Source organism: Streptomyces polygonati (assembly GCF_042650325.1).
Classification (GTDB): Bacteria; Actinomycetota; Actinomycetes; order Streptomycetales; family Streptomycetaceae; genus Actinacidiphila; species Actinacidiphila polygonati.
Genome location: NZ_JBHSBB010000002.1, coordinates 64,668 through 85,466, shown reverse-complemented (window position 1 = coordinate 85,466; position 20,799 = coordinate 64,668). Strand labels below are relative to the sequence as shown.

The 20,799-nt window shown below is 73.5% G+C and carries 17 protein-coding genes and 1 pseudogene; 11 read left to right on the top strand and 7 right to left on the bottom strand.

The window, feature by feature from the left end; translation table 11 throughout:
- Window positions 1–162: 162 nt before the first annotated feature.
- Window positions 163–966 (top strand): class I SAM-dependent methyltransferase, encoded by an 804-nt coding sequence (locus ACFO3J_RS01805; RefSeq protein WP_386425287.1) that lies wholly within the window; start codon window positions 163–165, stop codon window positions 964–966.
- A gap of 911 nt (window positions 967–1,877) precedes the next feature.
- Window positions 1,878–3,182: a PP2C family protein-serine/threonine phosphatase gene (locus tag ACFO3J_RS01800; protein WP_386425285.1), complete on the top strand. Its 1,305-nt coding sequence runs from the start codon at window positions 1,878–1,880 to the stop codon at window positions 3,180–3,182.
- A 45-nt stretch (window positions 3,183–3,227) separates the two neighbouring features.
- Here the strand turns inward: ACFO3J_RS01800 and ACFO3J_RS01795 are convergent, their stop codons facing one another.
- The 4 genes from ACFO3J_RS01795 to rox form a co-directional block, all read right to left on the bottom strand.
- The gene (locus ACFO3J_RS01795; RefSeq protein ID WP_386425282.1) at window positions 3,228–3,593 is read right to left on the bottom strand and encodes a DUF2516 family protein; all 366 of its coding nucleotides are present in this window, start codon (window positions 3,591–3,593) and stop codon (window positions 3,228–3,230) included.
- A 183-nt stretch (window positions 3,594–3,776) separates the two neighbouring features.
- The gene (locus ACFO3J_RS01790; protein ID WP_386425280.1) at window positions 3,777–4,352 is read right to left on the bottom strand and encodes a hypothetical protein; all 576 of its coding nucleotides are present in this window, start codon (window positions 4,350–4,352) and stop codon (window positions 3,777–3,779) included.
- Complete coding sequence (locus tag ACFO3J_RS01785; RefSeq protein ID WP_386425278.1) at window positions 4,349–4,882, bottom strand: helix-turn-helix domain-containing protein; 534 nt, start codon at window positions 4,880–4,882, stop codon at window positions 4,349–4,351. The genes ACFO3J_RS01790 and ACFO3J_RS01785 overlap by 4 nt, the downstream gene beginning before the upstream one ends.
- Before the next feature lie 127 nt (window positions 4,883–5,009).
- Window positions 5,010–6,446, bottom strand: a complete 1,437-nt coding sequence (gene rox / locus ACFO3J_RS01780; RefSeq protein ID WP_386425362.1) for a rifampin monooxygenase — start codon at window positions 6,444–6,446, stop codon at window positions 5,010–5,012.
- Between the two features lie 554 nt (window positions 6,447–7,000).
- Between rox and ACFO3J_RS01775 the strand changes: the two genes are divergently transcribed.
- The 6 genes and pseudogenes from ACFO3J_RS01775 to ACFO3J_RS01750 all read left to right on the top strand — a co-directional run.
- Window positions 7,001–7,357: a VOC family protein gene (locus ACFO3J_RS01775; RefSeq protein WP_386425275.1), complete on the top strand. Its 357-nt coding sequence runs from the start codon at window positions 7,001–7,003 to the stop codon at window positions 7,355–7,357.
- Between the two features lie 43 nt (window positions 7,358–7,400).
- Entirely contained in the window at window positions 7,401–9,830 is a 2,430-nt protein-coding gene (locus ACFO3J_RS01770) for an ATP-binding cassette domain-containing protein (RefSeq protein ID WP_386425272.1), read from the top strand.
- A gap of 146 nt (window positions 9,831–9,976) precedes the next feature.
- On the top strand, window positions 9,977–10,405 hold the full coding sequence (locus ACFO3J_RS01765; protein ID WP_386425269.1) for a helix-turn-helix transcriptional regulator: 429 nt from the start codon (window positions 9,977–9,979) through the stop codon (window positions 10,403–10,405).
- 10 nt (window positions 10,406–10,415) lie between these two features.
- Entirely contained in the window at window positions 10,416–10,832 is a 417-nt protein-coding gene (locus ACFO3J_RS01760) for a VOC family protein (RefSeq protein ID WP_386425266.1), read from the top strand.
- A gap of 182 nt (window positions 10,833–11,014) precedes the next feature.
- Window positions 11,015–11,971, top strand: coding sequence for a sigma-70 family RNA polymerase sigma factor (locus ACFO3J_RS01755; RefSeq protein WP_386425263.1), 957 nt, complete (start codon window positions 11,015–11,017; stop codon window positions 11,969–11,971).
- A 92-nt stretch (window positions 11,972–12,063) separates the two neighbouring features.
- Window positions 12,064–13,137: pseudogene (locus tag ACFO3J_RS01750) on the top strand (protein phosphatase 2C domain-containing protein); the annotation flags it as partial.
- A 15-nt stretch (window positions 13,138–13,152) separates the two neighbouring features.
- On the opposite strand, the gene ACFO3J_RS01745 reads toward ACFO3J_RS01750, so the two are convergent.
- The gene (locus tag ACFO3J_RS01745) at window positions 13,153–14,046 is read right to left on the bottom strand and encodes an oxidoreductase (protein ID WP_386425261.1); all 894 of its coding nucleotides are present in this window, start codon (window positions 14,044–14,046) and stop codon (window positions 13,153–13,155) included.
- Between the two features lie 661 nt (window positions 14,047–14,707).
- Between ACFO3J_RS01745 and ACFO3J_RS01740 the strand changes: the two genes are divergently transcribed.
- Window positions 14,708–15,997, top strand: coding sequence for a M14 family zinc carboxypeptidase (locus tag ACFO3J_RS01740; protein ID WP_386425258.1), 1,290 nt, complete (start codon window positions 14,708–14,710; stop codon window positions 15,995–15,997).
- 36 nt (window positions 15,998–16,033) lie between these two features.
- On the opposite strand, the gene ACFO3J_RS01735 is transcribed toward ACFO3J_RS01740, so the two are convergent.
- Window positions 16,034–17,158 carry a HesA/MoeB/ThiF family protein gene (locus tag ACFO3J_RS01735; protein WP_386425359.1) on the bottom strand — a complete coding sequence of 375 codons (1,125 nt, stop codon included), beginning with the start codon at window positions 17,156–17,158 and terminating at the stop codon, window positions 16,034–16,036.
- A 385-nt stretch (window positions 17,159–17,543) separates the two neighbouring features.
- Here ACFO3J_RS01735 and ACFO3J_RS01730 point away from each other — a divergent pair, with 385 nt between their 5' ends.
- Window positions 17,544–18,920 carry a M14 family zinc carboxypeptidase gene (locus ACFO3J_RS01730; protein ID WP_386425255.1) on the top strand — a complete coding sequence of 459 codons (1,377 nt, stop codon included), beginning with the start codon at window positions 17,544–17,546 and terminating at the stop codon, window positions 18,918–18,920.
- Window positions 18,921–18,983: 63 nt separating this feature from the next.
- Here ACFO3J_RS01730 and ACFO3J_RS01725 read toward each other — a convergent pair whose 3' ends face one another.
- On the bottom strand, window positions 18,984–20,039 hold the full coding sequence (locus tag ACFO3J_RS01725) for an aspartate-semialdehyde dehydrogenase (RefSeq protein WP_386425252.1): 1,056 nt from the start codon (window positions 20,037–20,039) through the stop codon (window positions 18,984–18,986).
- Between the two features lie 330 nt (window positions 20,040–20,369).
- Between ACFO3J_RS01725 and ACFO3J_RS01720 the strand changes: the two genes are divergently transcribed.
- Complete coding sequence (locus tag ACFO3J_RS01720) at window positions 20,370–20,780, top strand: GNAT family N-acetyltransferase (protein WP_386425249.1); 411 nt, start codon at window positions 20,370–20,372, stop codon at window positions 20,778–20,780.
- Window positions 20,781–20,799: the final 19 nt, after the last annotated feature.

The following is a 20,799-nucleotide window of genomic DNA, read 5'->3' as shown; positions in this document are numbered from 1 at the left end:
GCCGTACGTCGTCAACCGTGCTCAACGCCGGAATCCTGTATTCCATTTCCACGTTGCCGAACCGATACGTGGGGGCCGCCGGCCCGCAACCGGTCCGCAACCGGTCTGCCGGGGCGCGCTCCCTGTCCGCGCCCGCCCCATCCGCGCCCTTACTCTCGTCGTATGAGCGGGGTGCGCGCGGTCGGCGCGGTGGGCGTGGTGACCAGGGGCACCACCAACCCGAACCGGCTGCGCCGGATGGACCGCTGGATCGCCGACCGGCACGCCTGGCAACTGCGCGGCGCGGCCGACCCGCTGGTGGTCGACCTCGGTTACGGCGCGGCGCCCTGGACGGCGGTCGAACTGCTGGGCCGGCTGCGGCGGGTCCGGCCGGACGCCGAGGTGATCGGCATCGAGATCGACCCGGCCCGCGTGGCGGCGGCCCAGGCCTACGCCCGCGACGGCCTCACCTTCCGGCACGGCGGCTTCGAGGTCCCGCTGCCCGGCGGGCGCCGCCCGGTGCTGATCCGCGCGGCGAACGTGCTGCGGCAGTACGGGGAGGCCGAGGTCGCCGCCGTCTGGGACCGGCTACGGGCCCGGCTCGCGCCCGGCGGCCTGCTCGTCGAGGGCACCTGCGACGAGATCGGCCGCCGCCACGTCTGGGTGGCGCTGGGCCCCGACGGCCCGCGCACACTCACCTTCGCCACCCGCCTCGCGTCCCTCGACCGCCCCTCCGACCTGGCCGAACGGCTCCCGAAGGCCCTCATCCACCGCAATGTGCCGGGCGAGCCGGTCCACGCTTTCCTCTCCGCTTTCGACCGCACCTGGGCCGCCGCCGCCCCCCTCTCCTCCCTGAGCGCCCGCCAACGCTGGACCCACGCGGTCCGCGAACTGCGCGCCACCGGTTGGCCCGTCCTGGACGGCCCGACCCGCTGGCGCCAGGGAGAGGTCACGGTGACGTGGTCGGCGGTGGCACCGCGGGAGTAGGCGGCGCGAGCCGCCTGGCGGCGGGCGAGCGGGTGAGTCCGGCGGGGCCGGGGGCCGGGAGGCCGGGCGACGGCGCGCGGCGGTGGCCTGCGGCAGGCGGGCGCGAGCGAGTCCGGCGGGGCGCGGCGGCCGGGCGGCGGCCTGCGGCAACCGCCCGGGCGGACAGGCGGGTTCGGAGGCAGTGCGGCCGCACCGCCAGCAGGCACTCGAGTTCGGCGGACCGGGCGACAGCGCCCGGTTGGCAGGCCAGGGATTCCACGGCCCGCCACCGCGCGGCAAGCAGCCAGGCGAGTTCGGCAGCGCGCGATGGCGCGCAGCTGTCGGGCATGGGGGCCAGCAGCCGGGCAGCGGCGCGTAGGCACGAGTAGACAGGTTCTGCGGCAAGCAGTCAGACCGGCTCCGCGGCCAGTGGCAGGCGCGGAGGCGGGGCCGGCCCTCGGCCCGCACGGCGGCCCGCGGCCGGCGGAAGGCCCGGGCACCGCCCGCAGGCGAGGCCGCGCCCCGACCCGGGTCGGCGACGGCCCGCGGCCAGCGGGCACGAGCCAGCCCAGCAGAGCCGGGCGACCCGGCGCAGCCAGCGGCAAGCAGTCAGGCGGGCTCCGCGGCCCCCGGTCGGCGGGCAGCCCGCGCGCCGCGCGACGCCGGGGGCACCCCCGGCCCGGTTCGGCGGCGCCCCGCCGTCCCCCTCCGCCTCGCGCGAGCGAGACGCTTGAGGCGGGGCAAGGTTGCGGCCTCGCGGCGTGATGTTTGTCATGCGCGTATCCGGACATGGATGGCGAAATCCCGCTCTGAACTCGGCTTATGACGCTGCCGAGCGACCTGCCGCCCTCCCGTGACAGCCTCCCCTGCCACTAGGGTCACCTGACTGAGCCCTCCGGGGGAGCGTGATCGGAGGACGGAAGGAGGCTGGGATGTCCGCTGCCGAGCGCGACACCGAACAGCCCTCGGCCACCGTTTCCGGAGCGGGGGCCGGGGGTGGCGGCGGCCTGCCCGCGGGCCCGTCCGCCGTGCTGCTCCCCCGCCAGCGCCAGGACTCGGCCGGCGCCGGCGCCCTCACCCTGCTGGTGGTCGGCGACGACCCGACCGGCGCCTTCACCGCCCCCTGGTTCCAGGAGGGCAACGGCCCGCGCATCCGCATCCTGCGGGCCCGCAACCTCACCGCGGCCGGCCGCCTGCTCACCGACGACGTGCACTGCGTCCTGCTCGACCTCCCGGACCAGCCCGGCACCGCCGAGACCGGCGCCGACACGGACGCCCTGCGGCAGGTGCTGCGGCTCGCGCCCGGCACCGCCGTCCTGGTCGTCACCGACGGCACCGACGAGAGCCGAGCCGCCGAGGTCGTACGGGTCGGGGCGCAGGACCACCTGTCCCGGGGCGAGATCGACGCGGCCACCGTCATCCGCGCGGTGCGCTACGCCGTGGAGCGCAAGCGCGCCGACCTCGCGCAGCGCCAGCTCACCGAGACCCGGCTGCTCGCCCAGGAGAACTCCCGGCTGGAGCGCGGCCTGCTGCCGACCCCGCTGCTGGAGGGCGCCACCGGCCTGCGGTTCGCCGCGCGTTACCGGCCCGGCCGCAGCCGAGCCCTGCTCGGCGGCGACTTCTACGACACGGTGCGCACCCCGGACGGCACCGTGCACGCCATGATCGGCGATGTCTGCGGGCACGGCCCGGACGCCGCCGCGCTCGGCGTCGAACTGCGGATCGCCTGGCGCGCGCTGACCTTCGCCGGCATCGGCGGCGAGATGCTGCTGCGCACACTCCAGGAAGTGCTGGAACACGAACGGGACGACGAGGAGACCTTCGCGACGCTGTCCGTGGTGGACATCGCCCCGGACGGGCGCTCGGCCGACCTCTTCCTGGCCGGCCATCCGGCGCCGCTGCTCACCGGGTCGGCCCACGTACCGGAACTGCTGCCCTACGAGGAGGGCGGCCCGGCGCTGGGCCTGCTGCCGGACGCCACCTGGGCCCGCATCCCGGTCCGGCTGGACGAGGCCTGGAGTCTGATGCTCTACACCGACGGCCTGATCGAGGGCCGCATCGGCGAGGGCAGGCAGCGGCTGGGCCAGGACGGGATGGTCGGGATCGTCGCCGGGCTGCTGGCCGCCGGACTGGGCGGCGAGGAACTGCTGGACGCGACGGTCACGCGGGTGCGGGAACTGAACGGCGGCGAGCTGACGGACGACGTCGCGGTCGTCCTGCTGGAGCGGCGCGGCTGAATGCCCGTGCGTGCCGGTGTCAGCGCCGGCACGCCGTCGCGGGCGTCAGCGGCGGCCGTTGTACGGACCGTAGGGGCCGTCGCTGCTGCTGCCGCCGCCACCGCGCCGGAAGAGCCGGGGCCGGACACCTCCGCCACCACCGGTGATCCCGCGCACGGCGGGACGTACATCCACCATGTACACGATCACCGCGACCAGGGCGATCAGCGGCAGGAACGAGACGAGCGACAGGAACCACAGCACCGCCGCCGAAATGCCGAGCACGACCAGCCAGAAGGTCTTGGACTTCTTCTCCATCGCGCGGTACGCGTCCGGACGACGGATCGCCGCGTCGACGAACGCGAAGAGCGCGAAGAGGAAAAGCGCCCGCGAGACCAGGTCGAGCACTGAATAGAACCCGTTGATCAGCACGCCGTCACCGCCCTTTTTCGTCCCCGGTCGTCGCCGCTCGGCGCACCCACCGTCCACTCACCGTACCGGTCCTACCCCCACAACGGGCCGGGCGCACCATGTGTGCCCGACCCGTTCGGGTGTCGCGTCAAGGTCCCGTCAGGGACCCCGCCCTGCCCGTGATCGTCTACTGCTCGTGATCGTCTACTGCTCGTCGCCGGTGTCCGCCGACTTCTTCGGCGTACCCCTGCGGCCGGCCGGCTTCTTCGGCGCGGCCGGCTTCGCCTCGTCCTCGGCCGGCTGCTCGGCGGACTCCTCGGCCGCCGGGCCGGGCTCGACGGCGGCGGCGATCTCCACCACCTCGTCGGCGGCCTCACCACGCCAGGTCGCCACCGCGCCCTTGCCGCGCTCGGCCAGCTCGTCGTACGTCTCGCGCGCCTTGACCGCGTACTCGGCGGCGCGGCCGACGCCCTGCAGCGTGAGGTCCTGCACCGACTCGCCGAGCCGCTTGAAGTCGCGCAGCGCCTTCAGGTCCAGTTCGGCGAAGGTGCCGTTCAGCCTGGTCTGGGCGTCCTTGGCCTGCGCGGAGACCCGCTCCTGCACGGTCTTGGGGTCGGTGGCGCGCAGCTTCACGATGTGGTCCGGCGCCTGCTCCCGGAGCCGGCCGATCAGCGCCGGCACCTCACGCAGCTTCTCCGCGGCGAGATCCGCCGTGCCGGCGACCGCGTAGAGCGGTGTCGGGTTGCGGAGGCTCTTCACGATGTCATCGGTGATCGTCATCTCTGGTTTCCTCCCGTACGGGGGCGCCGTGCCGCAGCGCGGCCGGCCGTCCCCGTCACGTCGTCGTTGTCTTCCCCGTCGGCGCCGCTGCCGCCATTGCCGCCGTCGCCGTCCGCCCGGTCGCCGACCGCACTGTCGGCCCCGCTGCCGTCGCCGCTGTGGTCACTGCCGCCGTCACCGGCAGCCGCGGCGTTCTCCTTGCGGAAGGACTCGTAGATCTGGATGAGCACCTGCTTCTGCCGCTCATTGATCGACGGATCGGTCAAGATCGCCGCAGGTACCTCCAGCTCGTCCCGCTCCCGCGCGTCGAGGATCCCCGCCTGCACGTAGAGCGTCTCCGCCGATATCCGCAACGCCTTGGCCAACTGCTGCAGGATCTCCGCGCTGGGCTTGCGCAGCCCCCGCTCGATCTGGCTCAGATACGGATTCGACACCCCGGCCGCCTCCGCGAGCTGCCGCAGACTCAGCTGCGCACCGCGCCGCTGCTCCCGCAGATACTCCCCGAGCCCTCCCACCTTCAGCGCACCCATGTCCCCCACCATGCTCCACCCCGCTAACTTTTGCAAGCACCTTGCTTGCAACCGCTCGCACGGGGCGGTGTGCCGCGCGCCGCACTCTTCCTGGCCGCGACGGCCGCGAACGCCACGACCGCCGCCTTCAGGCTGCCGCGGCGCCGAACCATCTGGGCAGCGCGGCGAGCAGATCCTGCTGGTCGTCGCCGGTCCAGGCCACGTGGCCGTCCGGACGCAGCAGGAGCGCGGGGATGTCCAGGTCCTCGGTGGGATCGATGAGGTCGACGACGTGGTCGACACGGTCCGCCCAGCCGGTGACCGAGAGCCGGCCGGTCTGATCGAGCAGCAGGCCGCGGCCGGTGTGCGTCAACTCGTAGAGGCGTCCCCGCTTCAGCCGCAGGTCCCGCAGGCGCCGGCCGAGCAGGTCGTCGCCCTCGCCGAAGTCGTAGCGGACGGAGACCGCGGTGATGAGCCCCGTCACATAGCGGTTCGCCTCCTCGAACTCCATCAGCTCCGAGAGCAGCCCCCGCAGCGCGACCGCACCCGGATCGGTGCCCAGCAGCGTGATCTGCGCGCGGGTGTTGGCCAGCACGCGGGCGCCCACCGGGTGCCGTTCGGCGTGGTAGCTGTCCAGCAGTCCCTCCGGCGCCCAGCCGTCGACGGCGGCGGCCAGCTTCCAGCCGAGGTTGAAGGCGTCCTGCACTCCGAGGTTGAGCCCCTGGCCGCCCGTCGGCGGGTGGATGTGCGCCGCGTCGCCCGCCAGCAGCACCCGGCCGACCCGGTAGCGCTCGGCCTGCCGGGTGGCGTCGCCGAAGCGGGACAGCCAGCGCGGCGAGTGCGCGCCGAAGTCGGTGCCCGCGACGGCCCGCAGCCGCCGCTTGAACTCGTCGAGGGTCGGCGCGGCCGTACGGTCCTCGGCCACCCCTGCGGCGGGCACGATGACGCGGTACCCCCCGTCCCCGACGGGGGCGGCGCCGAAGCGCAGTTGGGTCTTGCGGACCTCCTCGACGACGGCGATGACCGTCGCCGGGTCCTCGGACAGTTCCATATGGCCCAGCAACGTCTCGACCTTGCTGGGCTCGCCGGGGAAACCGACGCCGAGCAGCTTGCGCACGGCGCTGCGACCGCCGTCGCACCCCACGACGTAGCGCGAGCGCAGCCGCGTGCCCTCCCGTAGCTCGACAGTCACGCCGTCCTCGTCCTGGCTCAGCCCGACCACTTCGCAGCCGCGCCGGATCTCCGTACCGACTTCGAGCGCACGCTCCTCCAACAGCCGCTCGGTGACCGGCTGCGGGGTCGCGAGGCCGTACGGGTGGGCGGTGTCCAGCCGGTCCGGCCACGGCTTGAGGATGCCGCCGAAGAATCCGCCGACCTGGAATTTCTTGCTGACCGCGAGGAATTGGTCCAGCAGGCCGCGCTGGTCCATGATCTCGACGCTGCGCGTGTGCAGGCCCTGGCCGCGGGACTCCCCGGTCGGCTCGGTCAGCTTCTCCAGCACGAGCGTCCGCACACCGTGCAGCCGCAACTCGGCGGCCAGCATCAAGCCGGTCGGTCCGCCACCGACCACGATCACGTCCATCATCGAAACGCCCATTCAACGAGATTGGATTTCGGCCGACCGCTCCGCGCGACCTGGCCGACCCGCGCAAGGCGCGGGGCATCCGGCGCAGGCCCTCCGGCGGCAGCGAACACGTACGCCGCGAATCCCCGATTTCCGCAGGTAGCGGCCTCGGCCGATGATTCTGCGGCACGACCTGGGTCTTGCCGCAAGGCCCCCCGTGCGCTATATCTTGAGCATGGCAAGGAGTGGGTAGACCTCCTTCCCGCCATCACGAGCAGCCCCGGACAATCCCCGGATGGGACGAGTTGCGGCGCTGCGCGGATATCCGGTGAAATCCATGCTCGGCGGGGATTCGACCGCGGTCCGTGTCACCGAGCCCACGCCGGTGACGCGCTCGCGAGGCGGCGCGGGTGAGCGGATCGATCAGGAATCGAGAAGCACGGACGCCCGGGCCGCGGCTAGCGTGACGGTCACGGGCATTACGGACTTCCCGTTCGTCCTCGTCCAGCCCCGTCCCGCCCAGTCCGTCGTCGAGGCAGACCGTCCCGACCGGACCCATCTCTTCAGGAGCGACCATGACCGGCTCTTCCACCCAGGGGATCAAGACCGTCCTGCACCCCGTTTCCGATCTGGCGAAGGCCAAGGCGGTGTACGCCGCGCTGCTCGGTGTGGCGCCGCAGACCGACGAGTCCTACTACGTCGGCTTCGAGGTCGAGGGCCAGCACATCGGGCTGGTGCCGGCCGGCGGACCGCAGGGGATGACCTCGCCGGTGGCCTATTGGCACGTGCCGGACATCGAGGCGAAGCTGGCCGAGGTCACGGCCGCGGGCGCGGTCGTGAAGGAGCCCGCGCACGATGTCGGCGGCGGCCGGCTGGTGGCCACCGTCACCGACCCCGACGGCAATGTCCTCGGGCTGCTTCAGGACCGCTGAGTCCCGCTGCGATCCGTTCGGCGGGGCTGGAGATGGGGAGACGATGAGCACGGCCGGAGAGACGGATGCGCCGGTGCCCGCGCCGCCGCACATCGCGGACAGCCATGAGCTGATCCGGGTGCGGGGCGCGCGCGTGAACAATCTCAAGAACCTCAGCGTCGTGATCCCGAAGCGCCGGCTGACGGTGTTCACCGGTGTGTCCGGCTCGGGCAAGAGCTCACTCGTGTTCGGCACGATCGCCGCCGAGTCGCAGCGGATGATCAACGAGACGTACAGCGCCTTCGTGCAGGGCTTCATGCCGACGCTGGGCCGGCCCGAGGTGGACGTACTCGAAGGGCTGACCACGGCGATCATCGTGGACCAGCAGCGGATGGGCGCTGACCCCCGCTCCACGGTCGGCACCGCCACCGACGCCAACGCGATGCTGCGGATCCTCTTCAGCCGGCTCGGGCAGCCGCACATCGGCTCGCCCAACGCCTTCTCCTTCAACGTCCCCTCGGTCCGGGCCAGCGGTGCGATCACCGTCGAGCGCGGCGGCGGCCGGACCGTGCGGCAGACCTTCACCCGTACCGGCGGCATGTGTCCGCACTGCGAAGGCCGGGGCACGGTCTCCGACATCGACCTCGGCCAGCTCTACGACGACTCCAAGTCGCTCGCCGAGGGCGCGATCACCATCCCCGGCTACAAGGTCGACGGCTGGTGGACGGTGGGGATCTTCATCGAGTCGGGCTTCCTCGACCCGGACAAGCCGATCCGCGACTACACCGCGACCGAACTGCACGACTTCCTGCACCGCGAGCCGACCAAGGTGAAGGTCAACGGCGTCAACCTCACCTACGAGGGGCTGATCCCCAAGGTGCGGAAGTCGTTCCTCGCCAAGGACCGGGAGGCGATGCAGCCGCACATCCGGGCGTTCGTGGACCGGGCGGTCACCTTCACCGCCTGCCCCGAGTGCGGCGGTACCCGGCTCAGCGAGGCGGCCCGGTCGTCGCGGATCGGGGGGAGGAAGGGAGCCGGGGCGAGGAAGGGAGCCGGCGCCATCAACATCGCCGAGGCGTGCGCGATGCAGATCAGCGACCTGGCCGCATGGGTCGGCGGCCTCGACGAGCCCTCGGTGGCGCCGCTGCTCGCCACGCTGCGGCACACGCTCGACTCGTTCGACGAGATCGGGCTCGGCTATCTCTCCCTCGACCGGCCGACGGGCACGCTCTCGGGCGGCGAGGCCCAGCGCGTCAAGATGATCCGCCACCTCGGCTCCTCGCTCACCGACGTCACCTATGTCTTCGACGAGCCGACCACCGGCCTGCACCCGCACGACATCCAGCGGATGAACGACCTGCTGCTGCGGCTGCGCGACAAGGGCAACACGGTGCTGGTGGTGGAGCACAAGCCGGAGACGATCGCGATCGCGGACCATGTCATCGACCTCGGGCCCGGCGCCGGCACGGCGGGCGGAACCGTCTGCTTCGAGGGCGGTGTCGAGGGGCTGCGGGCCAGCGGCACGATCACCGGCCGCCACTTCGACGACCGGGCCGCGGTCAAGGCGACGGTCAGGACACCCACCGGCACCCTGGAGATCCGGGGCGCGACGACGCACAACCTGCGCGAGGTCGACGTCGACATCCCGCTCGGGGTGCTCGCCGTCGTGACCGGGGTGGCCGGCTCCGGCAAGAGTTCGCTCGTGCACGGGTCCGTCCCGGCCGGCTCGGGCGTGGTGTCGGTCGATCAGAGCGCGATCCGTGGCTCGCGGCGGAGCAACCCGGCGACGTACACCGGACTGCTGGACCCGATCCGCAAGGCGTTCGCCAAGGCCAACGGCGTGAAGCCGGCCCTGTTCAGCGCCAATTCCGAGGGTGCCTGCCCCACCTGCGACGGCGCCGGGGTCGTCTACACCGACCTGGCGATGATGGCCGGTGTGGCCACCACCTGCGAGGAGTGCGAGGGGAAGCGGTTCCAGGCGGCGGTGCTGGACTACCGGCTCGGCGGCCGCGACATCAGCGAGGTGCTCGCGATGCCGGTGAGCGAGGCCCAGGAGTTCTTCGGCGCCGGCGAGGCGCGTACGCCGGCCGCGCACACGATCCTCGTCCGGCTGGCCGATGTGGGGCTCGGCTATCTCAGCCTCGGCCAGCCGCTCACCACGCTGTCCGGCGGCGAGCGGCAGCGGCTCAAGCTGGCCACCCACATGGCCGAGAAGGGCGGTGTCTACGTCCTCGACGAGCCGACGGCCGGTCTGCACCTGGCCGATGTCGAACAACTGCTCGGCCTGCTCGACCGGCTCGTGGACTCCGGCAAGTCCGTCATCGTGGTGGAGCATCACCAGGCGGTCATGGCGCACGCCGACTGGATCATCGACCTCGGCCCGGGCGCGGGCCACGACGGCGGCCGGATCGTCTTCGAGGGCACGCCCGCCGACCTCGTCGCCGCGCGCTCCACCCTCACCGGCGAGCACCTCGCGGCCTACGTCGGCGGCTGATCATGTCGGTGCGGCGGCCCGTCCCTGGCCCGTCCTCCTCCGGTACGGGTTCCGGGTGCGGTGCCGGTCCCGGTCCCGGTTCCCGCACGGCGGGCGTCGTCGGCGCTCCCGATCGGCGGCCCGGCACTCCGTGCGAGACTGACCGGGTGAGACGGCAGGATCTGGACGACCTCGTCCGGCTGCGGCGGGCCCGCGACCGGATGGACCGCGACTACGCCGATCCGCTGGACGTCCCGGCGCTGGCGCGGGACGCGCTGATGTCGCCGGGCCATTTCTCCCGCAGCTTCCGCGCCGCCTTCGACGAGTCGCCGTACAGCTACCTGATGACCCGCCGCATCGAACGGGCCAAGGCACTGCTGCGGCGCGGCGACCTCACGGTGACCGAGGTCTGCTGGGCGGTCGGCTGTACGTCACTGGGGTCCTTCAGCTCCCGCTTCACCGAACTGGTCGGCGAGAGCCCGAGCGCCTACCGGGCCCGGAGCCATGACGACGGCGCGGCCATCCCGGCCTGCATGGCCAAGATCCACACCCGGCCGCCCAGGAAAGGAGCGGCGGGTCCCGCCGCCCGGCCGTAGCGTGAGCGGCATGGACATCAGGCTCTCCCAATGCTTCATCGCCGTCGACGACCACGACAAGGCGATCGCCTTCTACCGCGATGTGCTCGGCCTCGAAGTACGCAACGACGTCGGCTTCGAGGGGATGCGCTGGGTGACCGTCGGGGCGCCCTCGCAGCCGGACGTGAACATCGTGCTGGAACCGCCGGACGCCGACCCGAACGCCTCGCGGGCCGACAAGCAGGCCATGGCGGAGCTGATGGCCAAGGGTCTGCTGCGCGGCGTCATCTTCGCCACGGACGACTGCGACGGCACCTTCGAGCGGGTGAGCGCGGCGGGCGGCGAGGTGCTCCAGGAGCCGATGGACCAGCCCTACGGCGTCCGCGACTGCGCGTTCCGCGACCCGGCCGGCAATCTGCTGCGCTTCACGCAGCCGCTGGGGATGTGAAGACCTCCTGGGCGGGGCCTGTCGCGGGCGGCGGCGGGCCCGGCCCGCTGTCCCGGCGGGCGGCGGCGGGCCCGGCCCGGCGACCGGCCCCTCCGGTCCGGCCGGACCCTCCCGCTCCCGTCACATCGGCGGGCTCTCGCGGGTCTTCCGCTAGGACACCCGGCGAACGAGGAATGTGACCGATGGACCCGAGCGGCCGGCCGCTGGAGCAGTTCGAGGAACACCGCGTCCGGCTGCGGGCGGTGGCCTATCGGATGCTCGGCTCGGCGAGTGAGGCGGACGACGCCGTCCAGGAGGCCTGGCTGCGGCTCAGCCGCGCCGACACCTCGGCGGTGGAGAACCTCGGCGGGTGGCTGACCACCGTGGTGGCGCGGCTGTGCCTGAACATGCTGCGCACCCGGCGGTCGCGGCGCGAGGAACCCCTGGACGTAGAAGAGCCCGCGGCGGTCCTCGGCGGCAAGGACGGGGGCGGCCCCGAGCAGGAAGCCCTGCTGGCCGACTCGGTCGGGCTGGCGCTGCTGGTGGTGCTCGACACACTGACACCGGCCGAGCGGATCGCCTTCGTGCTGCACGACCTCTTCGCCGTGCCCTTCGACGCGATCGGGCCGATGGTCGAGCGCACCCCGGCCGCCGCCCGGCAGCTCGCCAGCCGCGCCCGCCGCCGGGTCAAAGGGGTGGCCCGCGTCCCCGAGGCCGATCTGGCCCGGCAGCGCCGCGTGGTGGACGCCTTCCTGGCCGCCTCCCGCGAAGGCGACTTCGAGGCGCTGGTCGCCCTGCTCGACCCCGACATCGTGCTCCGCGCCGACGCGGCGGCCGGTCCCACCGCCCTCCCCGTCACCCTCCGGGGCGCCCGCATCGTGGCCAACGGCGCCTCCGCCGCCTCGGCCCGGGCGCGTTTCAGCGAACCGGCCCTGGTCAACGGCTCGGTCGGCCTCGTCACGGCCCCGCTCGGCCGGCTCCATGTGGTCCTCGGCTTCACGGTCGTCGGCGACCGGATCACCGCGATCGAGGTGATCGGGGACCCGGACCGCCTCCGGAGCCTCGACATCGGCGTGCTCGACGTTTCCCGGGCGATGGCACCGACCCGGAAACTGTCGCCGGCGGAGAGTCCCAGCGGCTCGGCCGAGACGCTTCCTTGACCTTGACCTTGACCTTGGGGAAAGGCTGAGCATCGGTGGGGCCGGGCGCCGTTCCCGGTGCGAGGAGACGGTCCGGGCGGAAGGAGACGGCTGTGGAACAGCTGAGCATCGGCGCCTTCGCCAAGGCGTCACGGCTGTCGCCGAAGGCCCTGCGGCTGTACGACGAGCTGGGGCTGCTGACGCCCGCGCGGGTCGATCCGGTGAACGGTTACCGGTTCTACGCCGTCGGGCAGTTGGAACGGGCCCGGCTGGTGGCGTGGCTGCGGCGGCTCGGGATGCCGCTGGCCCTGATCCGGGAGGTCTGCGCGCTGGACGCGGCGGCCGCCGCCCGGGAGGTCCGGGCGTACTGGGTCCGGGTCGAGGCCGATACCGCGGCCCGGCGCGACCTGGCCGCCTTCCTCGTCACGCATCTGTCACGGAAGGACAACCCCGCCATGTCATCGACCACCGCACCCCTGGCCATCCGTTACGCCGCCCTCTCGGACGCGGGCCTGGTCCGCGAGAGCAACCAGGACACCGCCTATGCCGACTCCCGCCTGCTGGCCGTCGCCGACGGCTTCGGGGAGGGCGGGGGGAGGGCCGCCGCCGGGGCGGTGGACGCGCTCAGGCGGCTGGAGACCGACGGCATCCAGGCCGGCGGACTGCTGAACGTCCTGGAGGACGCGGTGGAGCTGGCTGGCCTCGCGGTACGGCAGGCGGCCGCCGACGTACCGGCGCCGCGAGAGGTGGGGACGACTCTTACCGCCATGCTGTGGACCGGTTCCCAGCTGGCCCTGGTGCACATCGGCGACTCCCGGGCCTATCTGCTGCGCGACGGCGAGCTGTTCCGGATCACCGACGACCACACCCTCGTGCAGTCGATGATCGACGAGGGCCGGCTGACCCCGGCGGAAGCCGCCTCGCATCCGCAGCGCTCGCTGCTGGCACGGGCGCTGAACGGCTCCTCGGAGGCGACGGCGGCCGATCTGCGTCTGCACGACGCCCGGGCGGGCGACCGCTACCTGCTCTGCTCCGACGGGCTGTCCACAGTGGTGCCGGAGGACGAGGTGCGCCGGGTGATCCGTACGGTCGCCGGGCCGGACGAGGCGGTACGGGAGCTGGTCGCGCTGGCCAACCGGGCCGGCGGGCCGGACAACGTCAGCTGCGTGGTGGCGGACGTCGTCGAGAACCAGGGTCTGCCGTCAGCCGGCGAAGGCATCCAGCCGGGCCGTTTCCGCCGGGGTGAGCCGGATCGCGCCGGCGGCCACGTTCGCCTCCAGGTGGGCGGGGTCGCCGGTGCCGGGGATGGCCAGGACGTGGGGGCCGCGGTGGAGGGTCCAGGCAAGGCGGATCTGGGCCGGGGTGGCGTCGTGGGCGCGGGCGACTTCGGCCACCGCGTCGGTCTCGTCCCCGGAGGCGGGTGTCCTGCCGCCTTCACCGCGCGCCCCGGCTATGGCGAAGAACGGGACGAAGGCGATCCCGAGGCGGCCGCACTCCGCCAGCAGTTCGTCGTCGCCGTGCACGCCGAGCCCGTAGCGGTTCTGCACGCACACCACGGGGGCGATGGCGAGGGCCTCGGTGAGCTGCTGGGAGGTGACGTTGGAGACGCCGAGGTGCCGGATCAGTCCGGCCCGGCGCAGCTCGGCGAGGACGCCGAAGCGTTCGGCGAGTGAGTCGGGCTTGTGCACCCGCAGGTTGACCACGTCGAGGTGGTCGCGGCCGAGTTGGCGCAGATTCTCCTCGACCTGGCCGCGCAGCTGGTCGGGGCGGGCGGCGGGCGTCCACTCGCCGTTGCTGTCCTTGCCGGGTCCGACCTTGGTGGTGATGACCAGCCCGTCCGGATACGGGCCGCCCAGCGCGCTGTTGATCAGCTCGTTCGCCGACCGCAGCGCCGAGAGGTAGAAGCTGGCGGTGTCGATGTGGTCGACGCCCAGCTCCACCGCCCGGCGCAGCACGCCGATCACCCGGGCCCGGTCGCTCGGCCCGCCGCCGGGCGCCGAGGTCAGCCGCATCGCCCCGAAACCCAGCCGGTTGACCGTGAGGTCACCGAGCTGCCATGTCCCCGCTGCCGCCGCACCAACCGTCTCGTCCCTCATCCGGCCGAGTCTCCCACGGCCCTGGCGGCCCCCTCCGCCGGGCCCGCCATCGAACCTCCGGCCCGTCCCCGACCACCCGCCGGTGGTGGCTGGTCGCGCAGTTCCCCGCGCCCCTGCGGGGCTTGGGCCTGGGGCTTCGCCGTCCGGGCGGTCGGGGACAAGGGTCAGTGGAATCGGGCCCCGTAGGGGCGCGGGGAACTGCGCGGGCAACCCCCACCGGCCCGCAGCCGGGAAAACAACCGACACGTCAGCGGCGAGTCCGGACCGCCCGGGCACCCAAGCCCCGCAGGGGGACGCGAGGAACTGCGCGACCAGCCACCACCGGCCCGCGGCCGGGAAATCGCGCAACCCGCGGGCGGCGGCCGCCCCCGGTCGGGCCGTCCACCGGCGGGCACGTGCTCTTGACACAAGGTGAGGACCCGCACACTCTGAGCAGTGCGCGCGCCGCGACACCGCCGCCATCTGCTCTGCCCTGCCCACTCCCTCATATGCCAGAGGGATTGACCGGGCGGAGCGGAAGGACTGCGTCCGGCGGGAGATGAACAGGACCGGGGCGGGCCGCTGGTTGAGCGAACCGGCGAGTCAACGCGGTGCGGAGGGAAGCCGGTCGGCCGTTGCCGTCGGGCCGGATGGTGCCGACAGGCGCCGAGGAGGAGTCGTCATGCGCGGGCCAGACGCGTATCCGACCGTGTCAGGTGTCGCGGCGGCGGCCCGCGTCCTCACCCAGCGGCACCCGGACCTGTGCCGGATGCGGCTGGCCGGCGAGTCGCGGGCCGGGCGCCCGCTGTGGCTGCTGTCGGTGGGGCACGGCGCCCGCCATGTGCTGGTGGTGGCCGGGCCGCGCCCGGACGGGGCGGCCGGCGGCCGGGCCGTGCTGTGCCTGGCCGAGCAGGCCGTGTGGGACCGGCAGCGGCTGGCCGACGAGGATCTGACCTGGGACTTCCTGCTCTGCCTCGACCCGGACGGCGCGGTGCTCAACGAGACGGGGCCGGCCGGTGAGCGACCGCCCGCGGTGCACTTCCGGCACACCTTCCGCCCGGCCGTCGCCGAACAGCCGGAGTGGGCGGGGTCCTTCCGCCGTCCCGACGCCGAACTGGCCGAGACCTACGCTCTGCTGGCCGTCATCGACGAGCTGCGGCCGGTGCTCCAGTGCTCGCTGCACGGCTCGGACGTCGGCGGCGCCCGGGTGCGGCTGACCGCCGATCTGCCGGGCCTGGCCGAGCCGTTCGGGAAGTACGCCGCCGAACTCGACGTACCGGTGCAGCTCGGCACCCGGGACCGGCTGAACTGGGAGAACCCGGGTCCCGGTGTGTACGTGGCTCCGTCCTGCGGGTCGCGGCGCCTGCTGGCCGGTGAGCCCTCGGGCGTCGAGGACTCCACCTGGCTGCGCCCGCACCGCCACGGCGGGAGCACCGCCGTGGTCGAGACGCCGATGTGGGCCACGCGGCGGATCGCCGACCCCGCGCCGCATCCGGACGCCGCCGGCACACTCGCCGTACTCGCGGCCCGGCTGCGCAAGGAGAGCGCCGCCACCGCCGTCGCGCTGGACTGGGCGGTCACGCTGCTCGGCCGGGTGGACGACCCGCTGCTGCGCGGGGCCGAGCAGGCCGCGGGGGCCTTCGAGGGCCTCGCCGACGCGTGCGACGAACTCGCCGACCACTCCCCCGTGCCGCTGACCATGGCCCATGTCGCCGCCCTGGACATCGCCGCGCGCCGCCTCCCGCTGCGCGCCACCGGCATGCTGCTGCGGCTGCTGGACGAGAGCCGTCTGACGCGCTGCGAGGAGCCGCAGGCCGACGCGGCCCAGCTCCGCTCCCGCCTGGAACGCCGGCTGGACGCGAGCGCCCGGGACCTGATCGCGGCGCTGGACGCGCGCTGGGTGCCGGTGGGCACGCAGGTGGAACTCCAGGCCAGGACGGTGCTGGCTGCGGTGGAAAGGCTCGGCCGATAAGGCTCTCCGGGGGCCGGAATCACCAAGCCCCGGGCGTCAGTTGAGGTTCGGCGCGTGCGCGGGCCGGCCGCCGCACGCCGGGCAGTCCGGCCGCCGCGGATGGCGCTGGAGCACGGGGTCGCCGAGCGCCATCAGGTTCACCCCGTAGCGGAACCCGGGCTCCATCGGCGGCACCCCGCTGAGCAGCGCCAGCGCCACATGCGCGACCAGGGTGCCGGACAGGGCCGCGGTGACCGCGCTGGCCGGATTCCACGGCATCCGCGGCGAGGCGGCGTCCTCGCTCTGCCCCGGGCCCAGCCGCAGATCGCGCCGCTCGACCTCGCCCGCCCGCTGGCACTCCCAGCAGGGCCCGTCGCCGGGGACGTACACACCCGCGGTCACCAGCGGCCCCCGGTAGCCGCCCTCCACCCAGGGCACGCCCAGCGCGAGACAGACCCGGTTGGCCCAGCGGCGGATCTCCGGGGGCCGGTCCGCGCCGAGCACCAGCAGGTCGTAGGGACCGCCTTCGCCGTACGCCAGCAGCGTGGCGAGATCCTCCGGGCCGCTGACCTCGCGCGGCTCGCCGGTCACCGTCACATCGGAGTTCAGCGACCGCAGCGCGGCCACCGCCGCGTCGGACTTCATACTGCCGATGTCCGTCTCGCGGTAGAGTAACTGCCGGTTGAGATTGGACAGTTCGACCACATCGGGGTCCACCGCGTGCACATGCCCGACCCCGGAAGCGACCAGGAGCTGCGCGGCGACCCCGCCCGTACCACCGACGCCCAGGACCACCACCCGGGCGCGGCGTAATCGCAGTTGGGCGTGCCACGGGCTGGCCTGCGGGCTCAGGTCCATCCAGCGCAGCAGCGCCACACCGCGGGCGTGCCGGATCGGGTCCCGGTCGCCGAGCCCGGCCGGCAGCGGGGCCGCCGCGTCGTCCACGAAGCCGGCCTCGCGCAGATCGGCCATCGCCGATCTGACGGTGGCCGACCCGATCGCCGGGTGCCGTACGGTCACCTCGGCGGCGATCTGGGCGGTGGTGCGGCTGCCGTCCATCATCTGGGTGAGGGTCCAGATCCAGCCGTCCGGGTCGGCGATCTCCGCGCCGATGCCGTAGATGACGCTGCCGATACGGATGTTGCCGTCGATCGTGCGGTACGGGCGGTGCTCCGGTTTGATGCGCGGGCGGCGCAGCGGCGGTCCGGCGCCCTGCCCGCCGCCGAGCGCGTCCCCCGGAGGTGATCCGGGGCCCGCCCCGGGTCCCGGCTGCGCCCCCTGCCCTGTCCCGGCGCCCGCCCCGGCGCTTCCGCCAGCGCCCGCGCCCGGGTCGTCGGTCCCGGTTCCATGAAGTGCGCCCACGTCAACCTCCCCCGTCAACGTCTGCCCCTTGACACTGTCGCGGGCCCGTCGCAGCCTTGGCAAGGCATAGGGCGACCGGGGGTAATCCGCCAACTACCCTATGCGGCAACCGACTTGGACAGAGAGGAGATCTCGTGGCGACCACGATCGTCATCCGCCCACTGGACAAGAAGGAGACCACCGGCGACAGCAACTCCAACGGCACGTGACGTCGGCGATGGCCGACGCGTATCCGAGCGTCGCGGGGGTCGCGGCTGCGGCCTCCGCGTTCGCGCGTTTCCACCCGCGGCTGTGTGCCCTGCGGGAGATCGGCCAGTCGCGTGAGGGCCGGCCACTGCATCTGCTCAGTTACGGCCGGGGTCGCCGTAACGTGCTGGTGGTGGCCGGTCCGCACTCCGACGAACGGATCGGTTCGGCGACCGCGCTGCGGCTGGCCGAACGTGTCGCGGCCGACCCCTGGCTGCACGCCCGCGCCGACGCCACCTGGCACTTCCTGCTCTGCCTCGACCCGGACGGCACCGTCCGCAGCGAGGCGGGGCCGGCGGTCCGGCGTACCCCGGCGGAGCACTTCCGGCACTCCTACCGGCCGCCCGCCGACGAACAGCCGGAGTGGGCGCCGTCGATCCGCCCGGCCGACGACCAACTCCCCGAATCCCGGGTGCTGGTCGACCTGATCGACGAGCTGCGGCCCTTCCTCCAGTGCTCGTTGCACGGCAACGACCTCGGCGGCTCCTGGATCCAGCTGACCCGCGACCTGCCGGGGCTGGCGGAGCCGCTCGGCAAGCTGTCCGCGGAACGCGATGTGCCGGTGCAGACCGGGACCTACGACGCCCTGTACTGGACCGTGTCGGGCCCCGGCGTCTATGTGATGCCCGAGCCGGGCCGCCCCGCGCAGTTCGACAGCCTGCCGGAGGACGTCAGCCGCTCGACCTGGATCAGACCGCACGCGTACGGCGGGATGACCGCGCTGTTCGAGGTCCCGATGTGGGCCAGCCGCAAGGTCGCCGACACCGATCCGCACCCGGACCCGGCCCGCGCGCTGGCCGGGCTGTCCGGGCTGCTGCGCCACCAGTCGGACCGGGCCAGGACGCTGCTGGAGCAGGTACGGCCGCTGCTGCCGGAGGCCGCGGCGGGGCCGGTCGGCCGGGCGGCGCGGGCGGCCCGGATCGCCTCGCCCGGCAGCGGCCCCGGCGAGCGCGCGACGCTGCTGCGGATCGTGGAGGACCTCACCGCGATCTGCCCGGAGGTCGCCGACGACTGGGACCGGCTGCACCCCTCGCCCGTACCGCTCACCCGCGCCCACATCACCGCGCTGGACATCGCGGCCCGCCGGATCTCGCTGCGCGGCACCGGGACGCTGCTGCGGCTGCTGGACAGCCTGCCGGACGAGGGGATGCTGCCGAGCGAGCACCTGCCGGGCACCGCCCGGAGCCGGGTGCGCGCGCTGTGCGAGCGGCAGCTGGCCCAGTGGGCCGACGAGCTGACCGTCGGGCACGACCTGGCGTGGGTGCCGGTCGCCGACCAGGTGGATCTGCAGTCGGAGACCGTGCTCGCGGCGTTCCGGCTGCTCAGCGAGGAGTGAGGGCGGGCCGCCGGTCCCCCTGCTGTCGCCGGCCGGCGGAAGCGGGGGACCGGCGGCGGGCGGTCAGACCGTGGCCGCGCTGAGTTCCGCCGCGACCAGCTCGGCGATCTGCACCGCGTTGAGCGCGGCGCCCTTGCGCAGGTTGTCGCTGGACAGGAAGAGGGCCAGCCCGTTCTCCACCGTCTCGTCCACTCTGATCCGGCCGACGTACGACGCGTCCCGGCCGGCCGCCTGGAGCGGGGTGGGGATCTCCGAGAGCTCGACGCCGGGCGCGACCGAGAGCAGCTCGTAGGCCCGCTCGACGCTGACCGGGCGGGCGAAGCGGGCGTTGACCTGGATCGAGTGCCCGGAGAAGACCGGGACGCGGACACAGGTGCCGGACACCTTGAGGTCCGGGATCTCCAGGATCTTGCGGGACTCGTTGCGGAGCTTCTGCTCCTCGTCGGTCTCGAAGCTGCCGTCGTCCACGATCGAGCCGGCCAGCGGCAGCACGTTGAAGGCGATCGGACGGGCGTAGACGGCCGGCTCGGGGAAGTCGACGGCGTCGCCGTCGAAGGTCAGCCGGTCGGCGTGCTCGGTGACCTTGGTGGCCTGGCCGTGCAGCTCGGCGACGCCGGCCAGTCCGGAGCCGGAGACCGCCTGGTAGGTGGTGGCGACCAGCGCGACCAGCCCGGCCTCCTCGTGCAGCGGGCGGAGCACCGGCATGGCGGCCATGGTGGTGCAGTTCGGATTGGCGACGATGCCCTTGGGGCGGTCGGCCAGCGCGTGCGGATTGACCTCGGAGACCACCAGCGGCACCTCGGGGTCCCGGCGCCAGGCGGACGAGTTGTCGATCACGACCGGGCCCTGCCCGGCGACCTTCTCGGCCAGCTCGCGGGAGGTGCCGCCGCCGGCCGAGAACAGCACGATGTCCAGGCCGGTGTAGTCCGCGGTGGCCGCGTCCTCAACGGTGATCTCGCCGGCCGGCACGCTCCCGGACCCCTCCCACGCCACGCTGCGCCCGGCGGAGCGCGCGGAGGCGAACAGCCGCAGCTCCGTCACCGGGAACTTCCGCTCGGCCAGCACCTTGCGCATGACCCCGCCGACCTGTCCGGTCGCGCCGACGATTCCGATCCTCATCCGGTCTCTCTCCGATCTGGTCCCATCGTCCCGCGCACGGTCCGATGGCGCTGTGTGCGTGCCCGCCGCTTCGAGTATCCCCCGGGGGTGCCTCCGGCGGCGTCAGGTGGGTACCGCCCGGGGGCGGCCCCCCGGGGTCCCTCCCGTGCCGCGGCCCTCGGCGGGGGCCGGTCGCGCGGTTCCCCGCGCCCCCGAAAACGCGCGGCACCGAGCCGCGCGGGGTGCCCACCGCCGAGACGTACATCATGGGGAGGAGTCTGGACCGGGCCTGCGGCAAGGTCCAGTTAATTGTTCTGCGCCGGACCGTTAAGCGGTCCTACACTCCCGGCCATGTACGAGATCTCTACCGACCCGGCCCGCCTCGACATCCCCCGCGTCCACGGGTGGCTGTCCACCGACGCCTACTGGGCCCTGGGCCGCCCACTGGCCACCCAGCAGGCCGCGATAGCCCAGTCCCTGAACTTCGGCGCCTACCACCCCACCACCGGCGAGCAGCACGCCTACGCCCGCGTCGTCACCGACCTCACCACCTTCGCCTGGCTCTGCGACGTCTACGTCGCCCCCGCCGCCCGCGGCAACGGCCTCGGCACCCGCCTCGTCACCGCCGTCCGCGACCACCTCACCCCCTACGGCGTGCGCCGCATCCTGCTCGCCACCGCCGACGCCCACGGCGTCTACGCCAAGATCGGCTTCGAGCCACTGGCCGAGCCCGACAAGTGGATGGCGCTGGTGCGCCGATAGCGGCGCGGCGGGCGGGTCA

Coding starts and splice junctions, on each gene's coding strand:
- ACFO3J_RS01760 (WP_386425266.1), top strand. CDS start 10,416: ATGGACATCAGGCTCTCCCAATGCTTCATCGCCGTCGACGACCACGAC.
- ACFO3J_RS01775 (WP_386425275.1), top strand. CDS start 7,001: ATGACCGGCTCTTCCACCCAGGGGATCAAGACCGTCCTGCACCCCGTT.
- ACFO3J_RS01770 (WP_386425272.1), top strand. CDS start 7,401: ATGAGCACGGCCGGAGAGACGGATGCGCCGGTGCCCGCGCCGCCGCAC.
- ACFO3J_RS01785 (WP_386425278.1), bottom strand. CDS start 4,882: ATGGGTGCGCTGAAGGTGGGAGGGCTCGGGGAGTATCTGCGGGAGCAG.
- ACFO3J_RS01790 (WP_386425280.1), bottom strand. CDS start 4,352: ATGACGATCACCGATGACATCGTGAAGAGCCTCCGCAACCCGACACCG.
- rox (WP_386425362.1), bottom strand. CDS start 6,446: ATGATGGACGTGATCGTGGTCGGTGGCGGACCGACCGGCTTGATGCTG.
- ACFO3J_RS01745 (WP_386425261.1), bottom strand. CDS start 14,046: ATGAGGGACGAGACGGTTGGTGCGGCGGCAGCGGGGACATGGCAGCTC.
- ACFO3J_RS01805 (WP_386425287.1), top strand. CDS start 163: ATGAGCGGGGTGCGCGCGGTCGGCGCGGTGGGCGTGGTGACCAGGGGC.
- ACFO3J_RS01755 (WP_386425263.1), top strand. CDS start 11,015: ATGGACCCGAGCGGCCGGCCGCTGGAGCAGTTCGAGGAACACCGCGTC.
- ACFO3J_RS01800 (WP_386425285.1), top strand. CDS start 1,878: ATGTCCGCTGCCGAGCGCGACACCGAACAGCCCTCGGCCACCGTTTCC.
- ACFO3J_RS01740 (WP_386425258.1), top strand. CDS start 14,708: ATGCGCGGGCCAGACGCGTATCCGACCGTGTCAGGTGTCGCGGCGGCG.
- ACFO3J_RS01725 (WP_386425252.1), bottom strand. CDS start 20,039: ATGAGGATCGGAATCGTCGGCGCGACCGGACAGGTCGGCGGGGTCATG.
- ACFO3J_RS01720 (WP_386425249.1), top strand. CDS start 20,370: ATGTACGAGATCTCTACCGACCCGGCCCGCCTCGACATCCCCCGCGTC.